Source organism: Actinobacillus genomosp. 1, from assembly GCF_029774175.1.
In the GTDB taxonomy this organism is placed as follows: Bacteria; Pseudomonadota; Gammaproteobacteria; order Enterobacterales; family Pasteurellaceae; genus Actinobacillus.
This window is the reverse complement of record NZ_CP103834.1, coordinates 584939-600107: the sequence shown is the minus strand read 5'-3', so window position 1 is coordinate 600107 and position 15169 is coordinate 584939. Positions and strand designations below refer to the sequence as shown.

Genomic DNA, 15169 nt, shown 5'->3' with positions numbered 1-15169 from the left:
GGATGGATTCTTATGAAAATAACCCCATTATCTCAAGCCAGACGTTTTATTCAGGATGAGTCTGGCGTATATACCGTTATGGGTGGATTACTCGCCCTCCCGATTCTCGCACTTATATTCGTTTCTCTTGAAAGTGCTGGTATTATTCAAGATCAAGCTCGCCTTTCCGATAGTTTGGAACAAGCGGTATTATCTCTCACTGCGGAAAATAATAGCGGCCGTAAAGACAATGATTATAAATTGTCAGGTTCAAATAAAGAAAACGAAAGTTTCGATATTAATTCTGAAGTAGGTAAACGTGATAGCCAAATGGTTACCAAATTTGTGAAAGCTTTTTTACCTCAAACTAATGAAGAAAAAATGCACTTAACCCCAGTCTGTAAAACAATAAATAATACAAATGGTAAAGGACATACCAGCTCTAGCGAAGTAACCTGTACAGTCAGCGGTACTATCGAACATAAATCATGGTTCCCTTTAAAAGTTGGTACTGTCGAAGTTATTCCTCAGCAAGTTGATGTAGCAAGTAAATCTAAAGCATTTAAAAAGAATACTTTTAATATTCCGATTGATTTAATGGTGGTTGCGGATTTATCGGGATCAATGAAAGATGGAATAAAAGGAGAAAAGCTAAAAGGAGGTACAAATAGTAAAATATATATTTTACGAGAAGTACTTAAAGAGCTTGCTGATAAATCATTATTTACTCAAGAATCAAATGAATATAATCGAATTGGGATTACGGCATTTGCAATGGGAGCAGAACATCCCAAAGAAAATAAATGTGTACTGCCATTTGTACTACAAGATAATTTGCATAATATGTCAAAAAGCAAAATCAAACAATATTTAACATCTAGTCACAAATCTTTGAGACGAACTGAATTTGTTGATAACTTTGTTGCGTTAGTAAATACAGAAGCAACTCTTAATTCAATAGGACAACCAAATTATGATATTACATTTCCTAAATCCTCTATATGTTTAGAAGGTCTGAAAAAAGCTAGTCAATTTTGGTACACGAAGACAGAAAAAGAAAACTTCCGAAATAGAGTTGATTCTTTAAAAGCTAATGGTGGTACTTTAGCTAGTTCCGGTTTACTCACAGCAAGTAATCAGATGTTATCTGAAAAAAGTCGTACTGAAGAACTTAATCAAGAAACCAAACGAGTAATACTTGTGCTTTCTGATGGTAATGATGATATGTCAAATTTGAATTTAGCCGACCTTGAAAGAAATTCTATTCCATTTACTAACTTTAGTAGAATTACTAAAAATTTAATTTTAGGTAAAAAAGAGGAATTATCTTCTACATCAAAATCAAATAAGGCATATAATACTAGATCCTCTACATATCAATATAATACTTATCTAACAGATAAAACTAAAAATATAACTGGAAAAGGAATGTGCAATATTATTCAAGAAAAACTAAATGCTCTAAATAAAGATGAAAATACTAAACTTGTTTTTGTAGAGTTTGGATATAGATCAGAATCTGCGGATGCTTGGAAAACATGTGTAGGTAATGGAAATTATTTTTATGCTGATAATAGAGAATCTCTCCTCAACTCATTCAAACAAGCCATTGGTGAAACGGATGATGTAGGTCGTAGTATTAACTAAGGTATAATCAATATATAAATAAGCGGTCTGAATTTGCAAAATTTTTACAAATTCAGACCGCTTTTATTTGCTCTTTTTTAACGTTTAACTGCTTTTAAGTTTATTAGGTAGGATACTTTGAAACAGTTCACGACTTTTTAGCGGTTGTGATCCTAGATAGGGTTTTAGTGCAATACGAGTAAAACGTTTTGCCGCTTGTAGCGTATTTTTATCGGAAAAATCCAACTGTTCAAATGCCAATAAATCTTTACCAAGGAAAGTATAATTATTCTGCAAAAGCGAGGCAATAAAGCCTTGATTTTCTCGAAATTGATAAGTCATTGAGGGTGATACCGGATCACCGGTTGCGGCACAAATAGAAAAATTCACACCATAGCCCAATGCTTTAAGCATTTGAAATTCAAATGTGCGTAAAATCGGTTCAATCTGCTTCGGCTGGGTAGCAAGGAGTGTCATACATTGCAAATAGTGCTGAAACACTTCCGGGTAAGCGGTCTGATTTTCCAACACTCTTGCAAGCACTTCATTGACATAGAACCCGCTATATAACGCTAACGTTTGCATCGGTAAGGTTAATGATGCGGGTTCCGCTTTGGTCAAAATTTTTAGTTCACCTTTACCACTCCAACGTAGCAATAACGGTGTAAATGGTTGTAATACGGCTTTGAGCGGCGAACGAGGTCGTCTTGCTCCCTTAGCAAGTAGCGTGATTCTTCCGTGTTCTTCGGTAAAGAAATCTACTAATAAGCTTGTTTCGCTATATTCGCGACGGTGAAGAACAAAACCTCGATGCCAGTTTTCAATCATTATTTGAAGTTTACTCGTCCATATAGCCTAAGCTGCGTAATGCACGTTCGTCATCCGCCCAGCCGGCTTTCACTTTCACCCATAATTCCAAGTGAACTTTGTTATCAAACAAGCGTTCCATATCGGCACGCGCTTCCATTCCAATCGTTTTGATTTTTTGACCTTTCGCACCAATCACCATTTTTTTCTGACCTTCACGTTCTACTAAAATCAAGCCGTTGATTTCATAAGTGCCGCGCTCATTCAGTTTAAATTGTTCGATTTCAACCGTAACCGAATACGGTAATTCCTCACCGGTAAAACGCATCAGCTTTTCACGAATAATTTCCGATGCCATAAAACGTTGGCTACGGTCGGTCACATACTCTTCAGGGAAATGGTGTACCCCTTCACGTAAGGACTTACGTACAATTTTTTGCAGGATATGTACATTCTTACCACGTTGCGCTGAAATCGGTAAAATTTCTACGAAATCAAATTTTTTCGAAAGCTCGGTAATATGCGGCAATAATTCGTCTTTTTCTTTAATGTTATCAACTTTATTAATCGCTAATACCACCGGTGCTTTAGCCGCACGTAATTTATTTAAGACCATTTCGTCATCGTCAGTCCATTTTGTGCCTTCAACGACGAAAATAATTAAATCCACATCGCCGATTGCCGAACTTGCCGCACGATTCATTAAACGGTTGATCGCACGTTTTTCTTCAATATGCAACCCCGGCGTATCCACGTAAATCGCTTGATATTGATCTTCGGTATGAATACCGACAATACGGTGACGGGTTGTTTGCGCCTTACGAGAGGTAATTGAGATTTTTTGACCTAAAATTTTATTTAATAATGTTGATTTACCGACATTCGGACGACCGACAATGGCGATAAAACCACAATAGGTTTTAGGTTGTTGATTTTGTTCTGTCATTTTTTATCCTTTATTTTCACCACAGAAATATAACCGGAAATTCGGTATAAATGGTATCTATCATTTTCCGTGGTTTATTTTATTTGGTTGTTAATTTAGCCAATACCTGTTCGGCTGCATTTTGCTCCGCTTTACGGCGGCTGGTTCCTATGCCGATAAAGATTTCTTCCAGCATTTCAATTTTGCAAGTCACTTTAAAGGTTTGATTATGCGCTTCACCTTTAATATCAAGCACTTCGTAGGTCGGTAACGGTAATTTACGACCCTGTAAAAATTCTTGTAAACGTGTTTTCGGATCTTTTTGTGCATCGCCCGGTTTCATCTCGGCTAATAAATCTTGATACCAGAGATGTACCTGCGCGATCGCTTTATCCATGCCCGCATCTAAATAAATAGCGGCAATAATCGCTTCCACACAGTCGGAAAGAATCGATTCTCGGCGATAACCGCCGCTTTTCAATTCGCCCGCACCTAATTTCATATATTCGCCCAAACCGAATTGGCGCGCCAAAATTGCTAACGTTTGTTCTCGTACCAATGTAGCGCGCATACGGCTTAATTCGCCTTCATTAGCCTTAGGAAACTTCTCAAATAACGCTTTACCGATCGCAAAATTTAAAATCGAATCGCCCAAAAACTCTAAACGTTCGTTATTTTTTGCCCCTGCACTTCGGTGAGTTAAAGCCTGTAATAGATAATCCAAGTTAGTAAACTGATAACCTAATTTTTTCTGTAATCTTTCGAGTTGCATATTATTCATTCTAAAACAAGGTAAAAATACAAGCGGTTATATTTTGCCGATTTTTAACAAAATAAACCCGCTTGCATATATACCCCGTTCAAATATTAATTGATTGAGGTAAACATTCTGTCAAAACGTAAACCGCTTGGGTATTCATTCGGTTTTTTATCCAAACTTAACCAAATAAATGTCGCTTTACCCACCACATTCTGCTCAGGCACAAAGCCCCAAAAGCGACTGTCTTCACTATTATCACGGTTATCGCCCATCACAAAATAATGACCTTCCGGCACGACCCATTCACCCGAAGGTATGCCTTCTTGAGCAAATAAGTACGGTTCATAATTAAATGCAAACGGGTTATTTAGGATTTGATGCGTTACATCGCCTTTTTCAGTACGTTCGATTTGCATTTCGCCGTGATAGAAGAAATCCGCATTCGGTTTTCCTTCGCTATATTCAAATACCGCTTGTTTTCCATCCGCATGCGTAACGGTTAATTGTTGTGTATGCGAATCATATTTCACCCGGTCACCGCCGACACCGACAACACGTTTAATATAATCCACATGAGCTTGTTTCGGTGCTTTAAATACAATCACATCGCCGCGTTCTGGATGTCCGGTTTCAATTAAGGTCTTTTGCCAAATCGGATCTTTAATACCGTAGCTAAACTTGTTTACGACTAGAAAATCGCCGACTCGTAACGTCGGTTCCATCGAACCGCTCGGAATTTGAAACGGTTCAAAAATAAATGAACGTAATACCGTTACAAAGAACAACACGCCGAAAAGTGAAGCGAAGAAGTCACCGATAGCCGAACGAGGTTGAATTTCCGCCTTTTCTTCTTCGGTTAAAGGGCGGCTTAAACGTTTTTCTTCTCTGGCAATTGCCGCTTTACGACGAGGATCGGCACTAAATTTATAAAATGCCCAAAAACCGCCGCAAATCACAACTAATGCTACCAATAATATAGAAATGGTGTTCGGTAACTGCATTGAATCCAATGTTTTCCAAACACCATATAAAATTGCGATAAAAATAATCGGCATAATTTGTGCCATTGTTTTCTCCTTTGTTTATTGATTACGGAAAACACGGAATATATCGTTGATTTTACAAAATTCTCGCTAAAATTAACCGCTTATATTCCGCGTATGCGTAACAACTAGTCCTTACCTACGTGAAGAATCGCTAAGAATGCTTCTTGCGGAACATCTACGTTACCGAGGGATTTCATACGTTTTTTACCCTCTTTTTGTTTTTGTAACAGTTTTTTCTTACGGCTCACGTCACCGCCGTAACATTTCGCCAATACGTTTTTACGTAATTGTTTTACGGTCGAACGAGCAATAATATGGTTGCCGATTGCCGCTTGAATCGCAATATCGAATTGTTGGCGCGGAATCAATTCTTTCATTTTTTCCACTAGCTCACGACCACGATAAGGCGCGTTATCTTTATGTACGATTAATGCCAACGCATCCACTCGATCACCATTGATCATAATATCGACACGCACCATATCCGCCGTTTGGAAACGTTTGAAACCGTAATCCAAAGACGCATAACCGCGAGAAGTCGATTTTAAACGGTCGAAGAAGTCTAACACCACTTCTCCCATCGGGATTTCATAAGTTAATGCGATTTGGTTGCCGTGATAGACCATATTGGTTTGTACGCCGCGTTTTTCCACACAAAGCGTAATTACATTACCTAAATACTCTTGCGGCACAAGCATATTACACTCGGCAATCGGCTCGCGAATTTCATCAATATTACTAATCGGCGGTAATTTTGCCGGGCTATCGACATAAATGGTTTCGCCGTTGGTTTGTAACACTTCATAAACTACCGTCGGTGCGGTGGTAATTAAGTCGAGATCATATTCACGTTCTAAACGCTCTTGAATGATCTCCATATGTAATAAGCCTAAGAAGCCGCAACGGAAACCGAAACCTAGCGCGGTTGAGTTTTCCGGCTCATAGAAAAGCGAGGCGTCATTCAGACTTAATTTACCTAGTGCATCACGGAATGCTTCATAATCGTCCGAGCTAATCGGGAATAAACCGGCATAGACCTGCGGTTTTACTTTTTTAAAGCCCGGTAACACTTCGGTCGCCGAATTGTGGTGGTGAGTTAAGGTATCGCCCACAGGTGCGCCTAAAATATCTTTAATCGCACACACTACCCAGCCCACTTCGCCGGTTTTCAATTCTGTGGTATCAACTTGTTTCGGCGTAAAAATACCTAAACGATCAACGTTATATGATTGACCGGTACTCATCACTTTAATTTTGTCACCTTTTTTGATCGAGCCGTTTTTCACACGTACTAAAGAAACAACGCCTAAGTAGTTATCGAACCATGAGTCGATAATCAGTGCTTGTAACGGTGCTTCAGGATCGCCTTCCGGTGCCGGAATTTTTTTCACAATGTCTTCTAATACATCTTCGATACCTACACCGGTTTTCGCTGAACAACGCACCGCATCCATCGCATCAATCCCGACGATGTCTTCAATCTCTTCCGCCACACGTTCCGGTTCTGCCGCCGGTAAGTCGATTTTATTTAAAATCGGCACCACTTCGAGATCCATTTCAATTGCGGTATAGCAGTTTGCCAATGTTTGCGCCTCTACCCCTTGACCGGCATCAACCACTAATAATGCCCCTTCACAAGCGGCAAGCGAACGAGAAACTTCATAAGAGAAGTCCACGTGTCCCGGTGTATCGATAAAGTTTAATTGATAAGTTTCGCCGTCTTTTGCTTTATAGTTAAGTGTTACGCTCTGTGCTTTGATAGTGATACCGCGTTCACGTTCTAAATCCATCGAGTCTAAAACTTGCGCTTCCATTTCACGATCCGATAAGCCGCCGCAAGTTTGGATTAAACGGTCGGATAAGGTTGATTTACCGTGGTCAATGTGGGCAATAATTGAAAAGTTACGAATATTTTGCATTTTCATCGGGCAATAAATGTCCTGTGTTGTAATAAATTTATTTAAAGGGAAAATTAACCGACCAATTCTACTTTAAATCCGCTACTTTGGAAAGGAAAAGCACAAAAAAGCAAGCGGTCGTTTTTCCAAGAAATTTTGCAAAAAAATCTTGAAAAAAGACCGCTTGTATAAGTAAAAAATTATAATAGTCGTTTGACGGCTTGAGAAACATCCGAAGCTAAACTAATTGCAGTAATTACCGCTACGCCGTCCGCTCCGTTTTGTTTCAAGGTTGCCACGTGTTCGGCTTTCACTCCGCCGATAGAAACAATCGGCTTACGAATCCCGGCTTCACGGGCTTTTTTAACAAAATCCAAACCAATCGGCGGATTATGTTTTTCTTTGGAATTGGTCGGGAAGACCGGACCTAATCCGCAATAATCCACTTCTATCATTTGCTCGGAACGCCAAAGATCTTCTAAGGTATTATTCGATAAGCCGATAATCAAAGGTTTATCGGTCATCTGACGAATCATTATCGGTGACATATCTTTTTGTCCGACATGTACGCCGTCCGCATCAATTTCGATCGCTAATGCCACGTTATCGTCCACAATAAACGGAACCTTGTATAGGCGACATAAATCACGGCATTGAATCGCTAATGCTTTTTGCGCATTCGGCTGATCTTCCAGCGAGTTTTTGCTTTTATCACGAAATTGAAAGCAAGTAATCCCCGCTTGCAATGCCTGTTCTAAAATCAACAAGAGATTTTGGCTTCGATCTTCGGTCGGATTCGGACAATCTTGCGTGCCGGCAATAAAATAAAGTTGGAGCATTTGTCGAATATCGTACATTATCATTTCCTTATTTTGACAGTTCCTGATACGCCCAATGGTTTGTCGGACCGTGTCCATGCCCGATATTCAGCGGATGCGAAATTGCCGCACTGATATAGGCTTTTGCAACTTTTATCGCATTTTCTACCGCTTGTCCTTTGGCTAATTCTGCGGTAATACAAGCGGAAAACGTACAGCCGGTGCCGTGCGTATGACGGGTCGGGAAACGTGGACATTCCAACGTAAAATGTTCCGTTGGGGTAAATACCCAATCACGGCAATGCGTACTTTGCGAATCGGCTAAATGCCCGCCCTTAATCACTACCGTCTTAACACCTAAATCTTGCAATTTTTTTGCCGCCTGATAAGCGGTCGCATCATCAATAATTTTTACACCGGTTAATGCTTCCGCTTCGGGTAGATTCGGCGTAATCACACTCGCTAACGGTAATAAATACGTTTTTAAGGCATTAATCGCATTTTGTTGCAATAACGGCGCACCACCTTTGGCGATCATGACCGGATCAAGTACCAATTTACCAAAATTATACTGACGTAACGCATTTGCCACACATTCAATCACTTCCGTCGTACCTAACATTCCGATTTTAAAGGCTGAGATCTGAAAATCTTCTGCGATTGCTTTAAGTTGCGATTCAATCGTACTGAGCGGCACGCTATGAATATCAAAAACGCCCAACGTATTTTGAGCGGTAATTGCGGTAAGTACCGAAGTGCCGAAAACGCCTCGCATTTGGAATGTTTTCAGATCCGCCTGAATCCCTGCGCCACCGCCGCTATCCGAACCGGCGATGGTTAAAGCCTGTGCTATCTTTTCCATATATTTCTCTCTAGTAAGTCGTTCACTATGGTTTCAATTCAACCGTATATGTTTTTAACTCCGGTACAGTTTTCGTCAAACCGTTCTTTTGCATAAACTCACCGAATTTTTGATATTTTTCACGATCTAATTTACGTGGTTCATCTGCTAATTTCGGCAACGTATCACGCCATGCAAGACGATTTAACGCTGTATCTAATTCCTTTGGCTTATAGCTGACGAAGCTCTGCCACGCTTCATCCGGCGACTGTTTTAAATAATGCGTTGCCTGTTCTAAAGCGGTCAAAAATGCAGAAAATTTTGCATCGTTCGCTTTATCTTTATGAGCGACAAGAATTAATTCTTCATAAACCGGCACGCCGAAATCTTCCACAAAGAACGCTTTACCTTCCTGTTTTTCTAATTGCATCTGATTTAATTCAAAATTGCGAAAACCGCCGATAATCGCATCAACCTGCCCGCTAATCAGACTGGGAGAAAGTGACCAATTGACATTAACCAGTTCCACATCTTTAGCCGCTAAACCCGAATCGGCTAACATGGTATTCAGCAACGCATCTTCAAACCCGCTTACCGAATAACCGATTTTCTTACCTTTCAAATCGGCGATACTTTTTACCGAGCCGTTTTTTAAAACGATTAGGCTATTCAACGGTGTGGGAACTAGTGTACCGAAACGGACTAATGGCAACCCTTGATCAACTTGTAGCTGTAACTGCGGCTGATAATCCACTGCAATATCCGCCTGCCCTGCGGCAACCAGTTTCGGTGGCATAGACGGATCCGCCGGCTCGACAAGTTCAACATCCAAACCATTTTGCTTAAAATAACCTTTTTGTTGCGCCACAATAATCGCAGCGTGATCAGGATTAACGAACCAATCTAATAAGACGGTCATTTTCTCGCCCGCGTGTGCTTGTAATGCCAAGCTACAAGCGGTCAAAAAAGCCAATTTTTTTACATATTTCATCATTTTCTCCTTTTAAAAACCGACTACATGGCTTGATCAAGCCCCATTTGCCAAAATGAAATTTCCATACGTGTTGCGGTGGTAAATATCTCTTGTAGTTTTGCAAGATGTTCTGCCGGTAAGTTTTCACATAACTGATTAAGATAATCAGCCAGTTTTGCCACTGCCGCTTGGTATTCGGGAGCCGCATAGGTATCAATCCATACCTGATACGGCGTATTTTCTACCGCAATGTCGGCTAACTTTTTACCGATTTCCGCATAGCCGATTGCACAAGGTGCTATCGCTGTAAACAATTCGGCTAATCCGCCTCGCATACCGCAATCGAGTACATACCGTGTATAAGCAACACAAGCCGAACTTTCCGGCGTTTTACGTACTTCTTGTTCCTCAATGCCCCATTCACGACAAAACTGCAAATGCAATTCCACTTCATTCAAAATAGCTTGCGTTGCCTCTAGCGCATAACGCATTTGCTCAAAATTTTCCGCTTTATAAATACCAAGCGATAATGCCCGACAATATTGATAAAGATACAGATAATCTTGTTTCAAATAATGCTGAAAACAACTTTTCGGCAAGCTGCCGTCCGCCATTTTTTGTACAAAAAGATGTTCGGTATATGCTGTCCAATAAGGTTCTGCATTTTGGATAAATTGTTGAATAGCGGTCATTTTTTCTCCTTTTCTAACCATACAACTTAAGATAATGATCTGCCTAAATAAGGTTCCCAATCTTTCCAAACCGGTTGTAATCCTCGTTTAACCAATTCTGCGGCAATAATATGTGGTGGTCGTTCATCGTCCGGCGAAAATTGTTCGAGATGTTTATCATCTTCTTCTGCATAACCACCGGGCTGTGTTTTAGATCCTGCGCTGATCGTATTAATCGCAATCGGAATCACATTATTACGGAAATTGGCACTTTCACGAGTAGAAAGCGAGAGTTCGACTTCCGGGAAACAGATGCGGAATGCACAAATAATTTGTAATAGTTGCTTATCACTCATTTGCGAAGCCGGCTGCAAGCCACCGACACAAGGTCGTAAACGAGGAAATGAGATTGAATAACGGCTTTGCCAATATTTATTTTGCAGATAATTTAAATGCTCGCCGACAAAGTAAATATCAGTACGCCAGTCGTTTGAAAGCCCGATTAATGCACCCAAACCGATTTTATCAATGCCTGCTTGACCTAAACGGTCTTGGCTGTCCAAACGATAAATAAAATCTTGTTTCTGACCACGTAAATGATGTTTAGCATATTCGGCGGCATTATAGGTTTCTTGATAAACTAATACGCCGTCCAAGCCTAGCGTTTTTAACTCGGCATATTCCTCAGATTGAAGCGGCTGTACTTCCATGAATAATGCGGAAAAATGCGGACGAATCAGCTTTAGTTTTTCTCTAAAATAAGCCATACCGACTTTGGCTTCGTGTTCACCGGTCACCAATAATAAATGCTCATAGCCCATAGACTTAATCGCTTTGATTTCTTTGAGAATTTCTTGCTCATCCAGAATCTTACGTTTAATTCGATTACTCATCGAAAAACCGCAATAAGTACAGTCATTGGTACACACATTAGAGAGATAAAGCGGCAAATAAAAACCGACCGTATTACCGAAACGCTGACGAGTGAGTTGCTGTGCAAGTTGTGCCATCGGTTCCAAATAGGCTTCCGCCGCCGGCGATATTAATGCCATAAAATCATTTAAATCTCGGTTTGATGTTTGCAAGGCATTCTCTACATCCATAGCCGTTTTCGCTCTTAACGATAAAGCGAAATGCGCCCAATCCAATGTCTGCCAATAATCGCTAAAATGCGAGAACTGATTCGTTTTCATGGTAACTTCCCTAGCCTAAAAAGCCGGTTAATGGACTGGTTGCCTGTGCGGTTTGGCTCACTTTGCCTAACCCGGCTAAATAACCTAAACGACCGGCATCCACCGCTAATTTAAAGGCTTGTGCAACTTGAATCGGATCACGAGCTACCGCCATTGCCGTATTGACTAATACCGCATCTGCGCCCATTTCCATCGCTTGTGCGGCATGGCTCGGAGCACCGATACCGGCATCAACCACCACAGGTACTCGGCTTTGTTCAATAATAATGCGTAAGAAATCTTGCGTTTTTAGCCCTTGATTGGTACCAATCGGCGCACCTAATGGCATTACCGCCGCACAACCGACTTCTTCCAAGCGTTTACATAACACCGGATCCGCACCGCAATAAGGCAATACGATAAAGCCTTCTTTGACTAACATTTCCGCCCCTTTTAGTGTTTCAATCGGATCCGGCAGCAAATAACGAACATCCGGGTGAATTTCAAGTTTTATCCAGTTCGTTTGTAGTGCTTCGCGTGCCAGTTTTGCCGCAAAGACCGCTTCTTCCGCCGTTTTCGCTCCCGAGGTGTTCGGTAACAGTTTTACCCCACTCTGAATCAACGGCGTTAAAATATCGTCTTGTTCCTGTGCTAAATCCACACGTTTCATCGCCATTGTTGCAAGCTGGGAACCTGATGCGACAATACTTTGTTGCATCACTTTAGGGTTTGAAAATTTGCCCGTACCGGTAAAAAGACGGGAGTGAAATTCGGTATCACCAATTTTAAGAAGATCTGTCATATTCTTTTTCCTTATTTATATGCTTTCCGAATGAAGGATGTTTTTCTAAAATGTTACTATTCCTAATTTGTACTAAACGTTATCAACCACCGGCTATCGCTTTAAATACGGTGAGTTTCGCCCCTTCTTGCAACGGATAATTTTGCCATTCGCTTTTCGGTACAATCTGTTGATTTAATGCGACCGCCACACCTTGTAAATTAGCCTGCGAAAGTGCTAACGCCGTTTGGATAGACGTATTTTCCGCTACGTCAAGCGGTTGATTATTAATGAAAATTTGCATATTTCCTCATTCTGATTCAAAACTTAATTATGGTCTGCCGCATACTCGGCAATGTTTATCTTTTACCATTTCAAGCTGCTGCCACATCAAAGTTCTTCCGTCAAAAACACCGAACTTTCCGTCACAAGAAACCGCTAATCCCAGTAAAAACTTCAGCGTTTCTAATGCTTGTAAACTGCCGATAATGCCGACAATCGGTGCTAAAACACCGGCAGTTCGACAATTCAGATTACCAATCTCGGTATCGGAAAATAGACAGGCGTAGCAGCCGTGTTGATAAGGTGGAAACACGCCCAATAACTGCCCGTCCATACCGACCGCCGAACCGGAAATCAGCGGAATTTGGTTTTCGACACAAACTTTATTGACTGCGTGACGTGTTGCCATATTGTCCGAACAATCCAACACTACATCGACTTTATTCACCCAATACGCCAAATTGTCTGCGGTTAATTGCTTATTGACGGCGACAATTTCGACGGACGGATTAATCTCTTGTAAATTTAGCCGAGCTTGTTCACTTTTCGGCTTATTCAAATCTTTCATACCGAATAGCGTTTGGCGTTGTAAGTTGGTTAAATCCACCTTATCAAAGTCGGCAAGGTAAAGTTTTCCAACGCCGGCAGACGCTAAATATTGTGCAACCGGCGAACCTAGTCCGCCGCAGCCCACCACCAATACTCGACTTTTGGCTAACTTTTGTTGCCCTTCGATACCACACTCTTCTAATAGAATTTGGCGGCTATAACGCAAGAAATCTTGATCAGACAAATTCATAACTATCTCTTAGTAAAAAATCTTAGAAAATCAACCGCTTGTACGCTATCGCATATATTGAACCCACGGCAGCCAACGGCGTAGCAGCCTATCAGTCACAAAATACAAGCAAAGCGTCATCAGTAATAAAATGGTTAAAGCAGCAAATAATAAATCGGTTTGCATTCGAGCATTGGCGTGTAACATTAAATAACCTAGCCCCTGTGAAGATCCGACCCATTCCCCGACAACTGCTCCGATAGGGGCGACCGAAACTGCAATTCGTAATCCGGAAGCTAATGCCGGTAATGCTGCCGGCAGACGTACCCGAAGTAATATGGCAAGCGGTTTAATTTCTAAGGTTTTTGCCAATTCCAAATAGGCTTTGGGCGTATTGCGCAGTCCGTCATAACAGGCTGCCGTAACCGGAAAGTAAATGATCAAAATGGTCATCGCAATCTTGGAAGCCATACCGTATCCGAGCCAAAGCACTAATAAAGGTGCAATCGCAAAGACCGGAATGGCTTGAAAAATCACTAATAACGGCAATAAAAAACCGTTTAACCACTTAGAAAGCGAAAGTAATAAGGCAGACATTACTCCAAGCAAGAAACCCAGACTTAGGCCGGTAATAATTTCAATAAAGGTAATTTGGCTATGCTGCCAAAGTAGCGGAAATTGATTGACGATTTGCTCAAAAACGGTGAGTGGTGTCGGCAACATATAATACGGTAACGCAAACCCCATCACAGTTAATTGCCATAAGAGAATCAGCAATAAGCTCAAACCACTTATTTTGAGTAAGCGTTTAAACATTTTTGCCCCCTTTAGTATCGTTAGAAAGCATATCCAACAGGCGTTGTTCTAATTGCCATTGTTCGGTGTTTGCACTAAAACGAGGGGCTTTGCTTAACGGCTCAATTACATCCGATAGTTGAGTCGGCTGATGTTTAAGAATATAGATTTGATCAGCAAGGCGAATCGCTTCTTGCGGATCATGAGTGATTAACAGCACTGTTTTATCGGCTAAAAGCTGTGCTGCCAGTTGTTGTAGCTGTAAACGCGTAACGGCATCTAAGGCGGAAAATGGCTCGTCCATAAGGATAAGATCCGCATCTCGCATTAATGTACGAGCCAAAGCTACTCGCTGGCGTTGTCCGCCGGAAAGTTGGTAACAAGGCTTATTTTTATGTTCCGACATATTTACCGCCGCTAACAATTGCTCTGCCTTAGCTAAGGTTTCCGCATTTTTCCTACCTTGTAAATGAGCATCTAACTGCACGTTATCTAATACGGACAGCCAAGGAAATAAGGAGTCTTGTTGAGCAAGCCAAGCAATTTTCGTACCGGAGGCAAGTTCGATTGAACCGATTGACGTTGTTTCCAATCCGGCAATTAAACGCAGTAAGGTTGATTTACCAATCCCCGATGCACCGAGCAAAGCGCACCATTTACCTTTCGGCAATACGAAGTCGAAGTTATTAAAAATAACCTGCTGTTTGAATGCAAAATGCAACTGATGAATTTCGATACAATTCATTGAATACCTCGAAAAATGGGTATGAAAAACGACCGCTAATTAACGGCTAAAATGAATTGAACGAGATGAATTTAATGAAAAAAAGATTGGAATAATTGAAATGAAAATAAGCATATTAGTTTCCTACGTCAGTACTAACTGTATCAGGTTCACGGGTTTAATCTCAGCCTCATTGGAGGCACCCCGACTAAAAATTGTTATCAGTTTAAAGAAATTACCGAAAAAAGCCAACCGTTTGCTTAAAAAAATAAGAGAAATCTCACAGATTTAAT

The 15169-nt window shown here is 40.9% G+C and carries 16 protein-coding genes and 1 riboswitch; of the genes, 1 reads left to right on the top strand and 15 read right to left on the bottom strand.

Features of this window, described 5'->3' with window-relative positions; all coding sequences use genetic code 11:
• The first annotated feature begins 12 nt into the window (after positions 1 to 12).
• On the top strand, positions 13 to 1626 hold the full coding sequence (locus NYR63_RS02825) for a pilus assembly protein (protein WP_279458089.1): 1614 nt from the start codon (positions 13 to 15) through the stop codon (positions 1624 to 1626).
• A gap of 84 nt (positions 1627 to 1710) precedes the next feature.
• Here NYR63_RS02825 and recO read toward each other — a convergent pair whose 3' ends face one another.
• The 15 genes from recO to NYR63_RS02750 all read right to left on the bottom strand — a co-directional run bounded on the left by recO (position 1711) and on the right by NYR63_RS02750 (position 14897).
• Positions 1711 to 2433: a DNA repair protein RecO gene (gene recO, locus NYR63_RS02820; protein ID WP_279458088.1), complete on the bottom strand. Its 723-nt coding sequence runs from the start codon at positions 2431 to 2433 to the stop codon at positions 1711 to 1713.
• 10 nt (positions 2434 to 2443) lie between these two features.
• On the bottom strand, positions 2444 to 3358 hold the full coding sequence (gene era, locus NYR63_RS02815) for a GTPase Era (RefSeq protein WP_279458087.1): 915 nt from the start codon (positions 3356 to 3358) through the stop codon (positions 2444 to 2446).
• A 79-nt stretch (positions 3359 to 3437) separates the two neighbouring features.
• Positions 3438 to 4109 (bottom strand): ribonuclease III, encoded by a 672-nt coding sequence (gene rnc / locus NYR63_RS02810; RefSeq protein WP_043995066.1) that lies wholly within the window; start codon positions 4107 to 4109, stop codon positions 3438 to 3440.
• Positions 4110 to 4204: 95 nt separating this feature from the next.
• On the bottom strand, positions 4205 to 5164 hold the full coding sequence (lepB, locus tag NYR63_RS02805) for a signal peptidase I (RefSeq protein WP_279458086.1): 960 nt from the start codon (positions 5162 to 5164) through the stop codon (positions 4205 to 4207).
• Positions 5165 to 5268: 104 nt separating this feature from the next.
• Positions 5269 to 7062: a translation elongation factor 4 gene (lepA, locus tag NYR63_RS02800; RefSeq protein ID WP_279458527.1), complete on the bottom strand. Its 1794-nt coding sequence runs from the start codon at positions 7060 to 7062 to the stop codon at positions 5269 to 5271.
• 179 nt (positions 7063 to 7241) lie between these two features.
• Positions 7242 to 7898: a thiamine phosphate synthase gene (gene thiE / locus NYR63_RS02795; RefSeq protein WP_279458085.1), complete on the bottom strand. Its 657-nt coding sequence runs from the start codon at positions 7896 to 7898 to the stop codon at positions 7242 to 7244.
• A 10-nt stretch (positions 7899 to 7908) separates the two neighbouring features.
• Positions 7909 to 8721 (bottom strand): bifunctional hydroxymethylpyrimidine kinase/phosphomethylpyrimidine kinase, encoded by an 813-nt coding sequence (gene thiD / locus NYR63_RS02790; protein ID WP_279458084.1) that lies wholly within the window; start codon positions 8719 to 8721, stop codon positions 7909 to 7911.
• A gap of 25 nt (positions 8722 to 8746) precedes the next feature.
• The gene (locus tag NYR63_RS02785) at positions 8747 to 9694 is read right to left on the bottom strand and encodes an ABC transporter substrate-binding protein (RefSeq protein ID WP_431831765.1); all 948 of its coding nucleotides are present in this window, start codon (positions 9692 to 9694) and stop codon (positions 8747 to 8749) included.
• A 20-nt stretch (positions 9695 to 9714) separates the two neighbouring features.
• The gene (gene tenA, locus NYR63_RS02780) at positions 9715 to 10386 is read right to left on the bottom strand and encodes a thiaminase II (protein ID WP_431831764.1); all 672 of its coding nucleotides are present in this window, start codon (positions 10384 to 10386) and stop codon (positions 9715 to 9717) included.
• A 5-nt stretch (positions 10387 to 10391) separates the two neighbouring features.
• Positions 10392 to 11537 carry a 2-iminoacetate synthase ThiH gene (thiH, locus tag NYR63_RS02775; RefSeq protein ID WP_279458081.1) on the bottom strand — a complete coding sequence of 382 codons (1146 nt, stop codon included), beginning with the start codon at positions 11535 to 11537 and terminating at the stop codon, positions 10392 to 10394.
• A gap of 10 nt (positions 11538 to 11547) precedes the next feature.
• The gene (locus NYR63_RS02770; protein ID WP_279458080.1) at positions 11548 to 12318 is read right to left on the bottom strand and encodes a thiazole synthase; all 771 of its coding nucleotides are present in this window, start codon (positions 12316 to 12318) and stop codon (positions 11548 to 11550) included.
• Positions 12319 to 12400: 82 nt separating this feature from the next.
• On the bottom strand, positions 12401 to 12601 hold the full coding sequence (thiS, locus tag NYR63_RS02765) for a sulfur carrier protein ThiS (RefSeq protein WP_279458079.1): 201 nt from the start codon (positions 12599 to 12601) through the stop codon (positions 12401 to 12403).
• Between the two features lie 27 nt (positions 12602 to 12628).
• Positions 12629 to 13378, bottom strand: a complete 750-nt coding sequence (locus NYR63_RS02760; protein WP_279458078.1) for a HesA/MoeB/ThiF family protein — start codon at positions 13376 to 13378, stop codon at positions 12629 to 12631.
• A 45-nt stretch (positions 13379 to 13423) separates the two neighbouring features.
• Positions 13424 to 14173, bottom strand: a complete 750-nt coding sequence (locus NYR63_RS02755; protein WP_279458077.1) for an ABC transporter permease — start codon at positions 14171 to 14173, stop codon at positions 13424 to 13426.
• Complete coding sequence (locus NYR63_RS02750; RefSeq protein WP_279458076.1) at positions 14166 to 14897, bottom strand: ABC transporter ATP-binding protein; 732 nt, start codon at positions 14895 to 14897, stop codon at positions 14166 to 14168. Before NYR63_RS02750 ends, NYR63_RS02755 begins: the two co-directional genes overlap by 8 nt.
• Before the next feature lie 103 nt (positions 14898 to 15000).
• A riboswitch (TPP riboswitch) is annotated at positions 15001 to 15093 on the bottom strand.
• Between the last annotated feature and the right edge of the window lie 76 nt (positions 15094 to 15169).

Excerpts from the sequence above, each read along its gene's own strand:
- NYR63_RS02825 (WP_279458089.1), top strand. The coding sequence starts at position 13 with ATGAAAATAACCCCATTATCTCAAGCCAGACGTTTTATTCAGGATGAG.
- recO (WP_279458088.1), bottom strand. The coding sequence starts at position 2,433 with ATGATTGAAAACTGGCATCGAGGTTTTGTTCTTCACCGTCGCGAATAT.
- era (WP_279458087.1), bottom strand. The coding sequence starts at position 3,358 with ATGACAGAACAAAATCAACAACCTAAAACCTATTGTGGTTTTATCGCC.
- rnc (WP_043995066.1), bottom strand. The coding sequence starts at position 4,109 with ATGCAACTCGAAAGATTACAGAAAAAATTAGGTTATCAGTTTACTAAC.
- lepB (WP_279458086.1), bottom strand. The coding sequence starts at position 5,164 with ATGGCACAAATTATGCCGATTATTTTTATCGCAATTTTATATGGTGTT.
- lepA (WP_279458527.1), bottom strand. The coding sequence starts at position 7,062 with ATGCAAAATATTCGTAACTTTTCAATTATTGCCCACATTGACCACGGT.
- thiE (WP_279458085.1), bottom strand. The coding sequence starts at position 7,898 with ATGTACGATATTCGACAAATGCTCCAACTTTATTTTATTGCCGGCACG.
- thiD (WP_279458084.1), bottom strand. The coding sequence starts at position 8,721 with ATGGAAAAGATAGCACAGGCTTTAACCATCGCCGGTTCGGATAGCGGC.
- NYR63_RS02785 (WP_431831765.1), bottom strand. The coding sequence starts at position 9,694 with ATGATGAAATATGTAAAAAAATTGGCTTTTTTGACCGCTTGTAGCTTG.
- tenA (WP_431831764.1), bottom strand. The coding sequence starts at position 10,386 with ATGGTTAGAAAAGGAGAAAAAATGACCGCTATTCAACAATTTATCCAA.
- thiH (WP_279458081.1), bottom strand. The coding sequence starts at position 11,537 with ATGAAAACGAATCAGTTCTCGCATTTTAGCGATTATTGGCAGACATTG.
- NYR63_RS02770 (WP_279458080.1), bottom strand. The coding sequence starts at position 12,318 with ATGACAGATCTTCTTAAAATTGGTGATACCGAATTTCACTCCCGTCTT.
- thiS (WP_279458079.1), bottom strand. The coding sequence starts at position 12,601 with ATGCAAATTTTCATTAATAATCAACCGCTTGACGTAGCGGAAAATACG.
- NYR63_RS02760 (WP_279458078.1), bottom strand. The coding sequence starts at position 13,378 with ATGAATTTGTCTGATCAAGATTTCTTGCGTTATAGCCGCCAAATTCTA.
- NYR63_RS02755 (WP_279458077.1), bottom strand. The coding sequence starts at position 14,173 with ATGTTTAAACGCTTACTCAAAATAAGTGGTTTGAGCTTATTGCTGATT.
- NYR63_RS02750 (WP_279458076.1), bottom strand. The coding sequence starts at position 14,897 with ATGAATTGTATCGAAATTCATCAGTTGCATTTTGCATTCAAACAGCAG.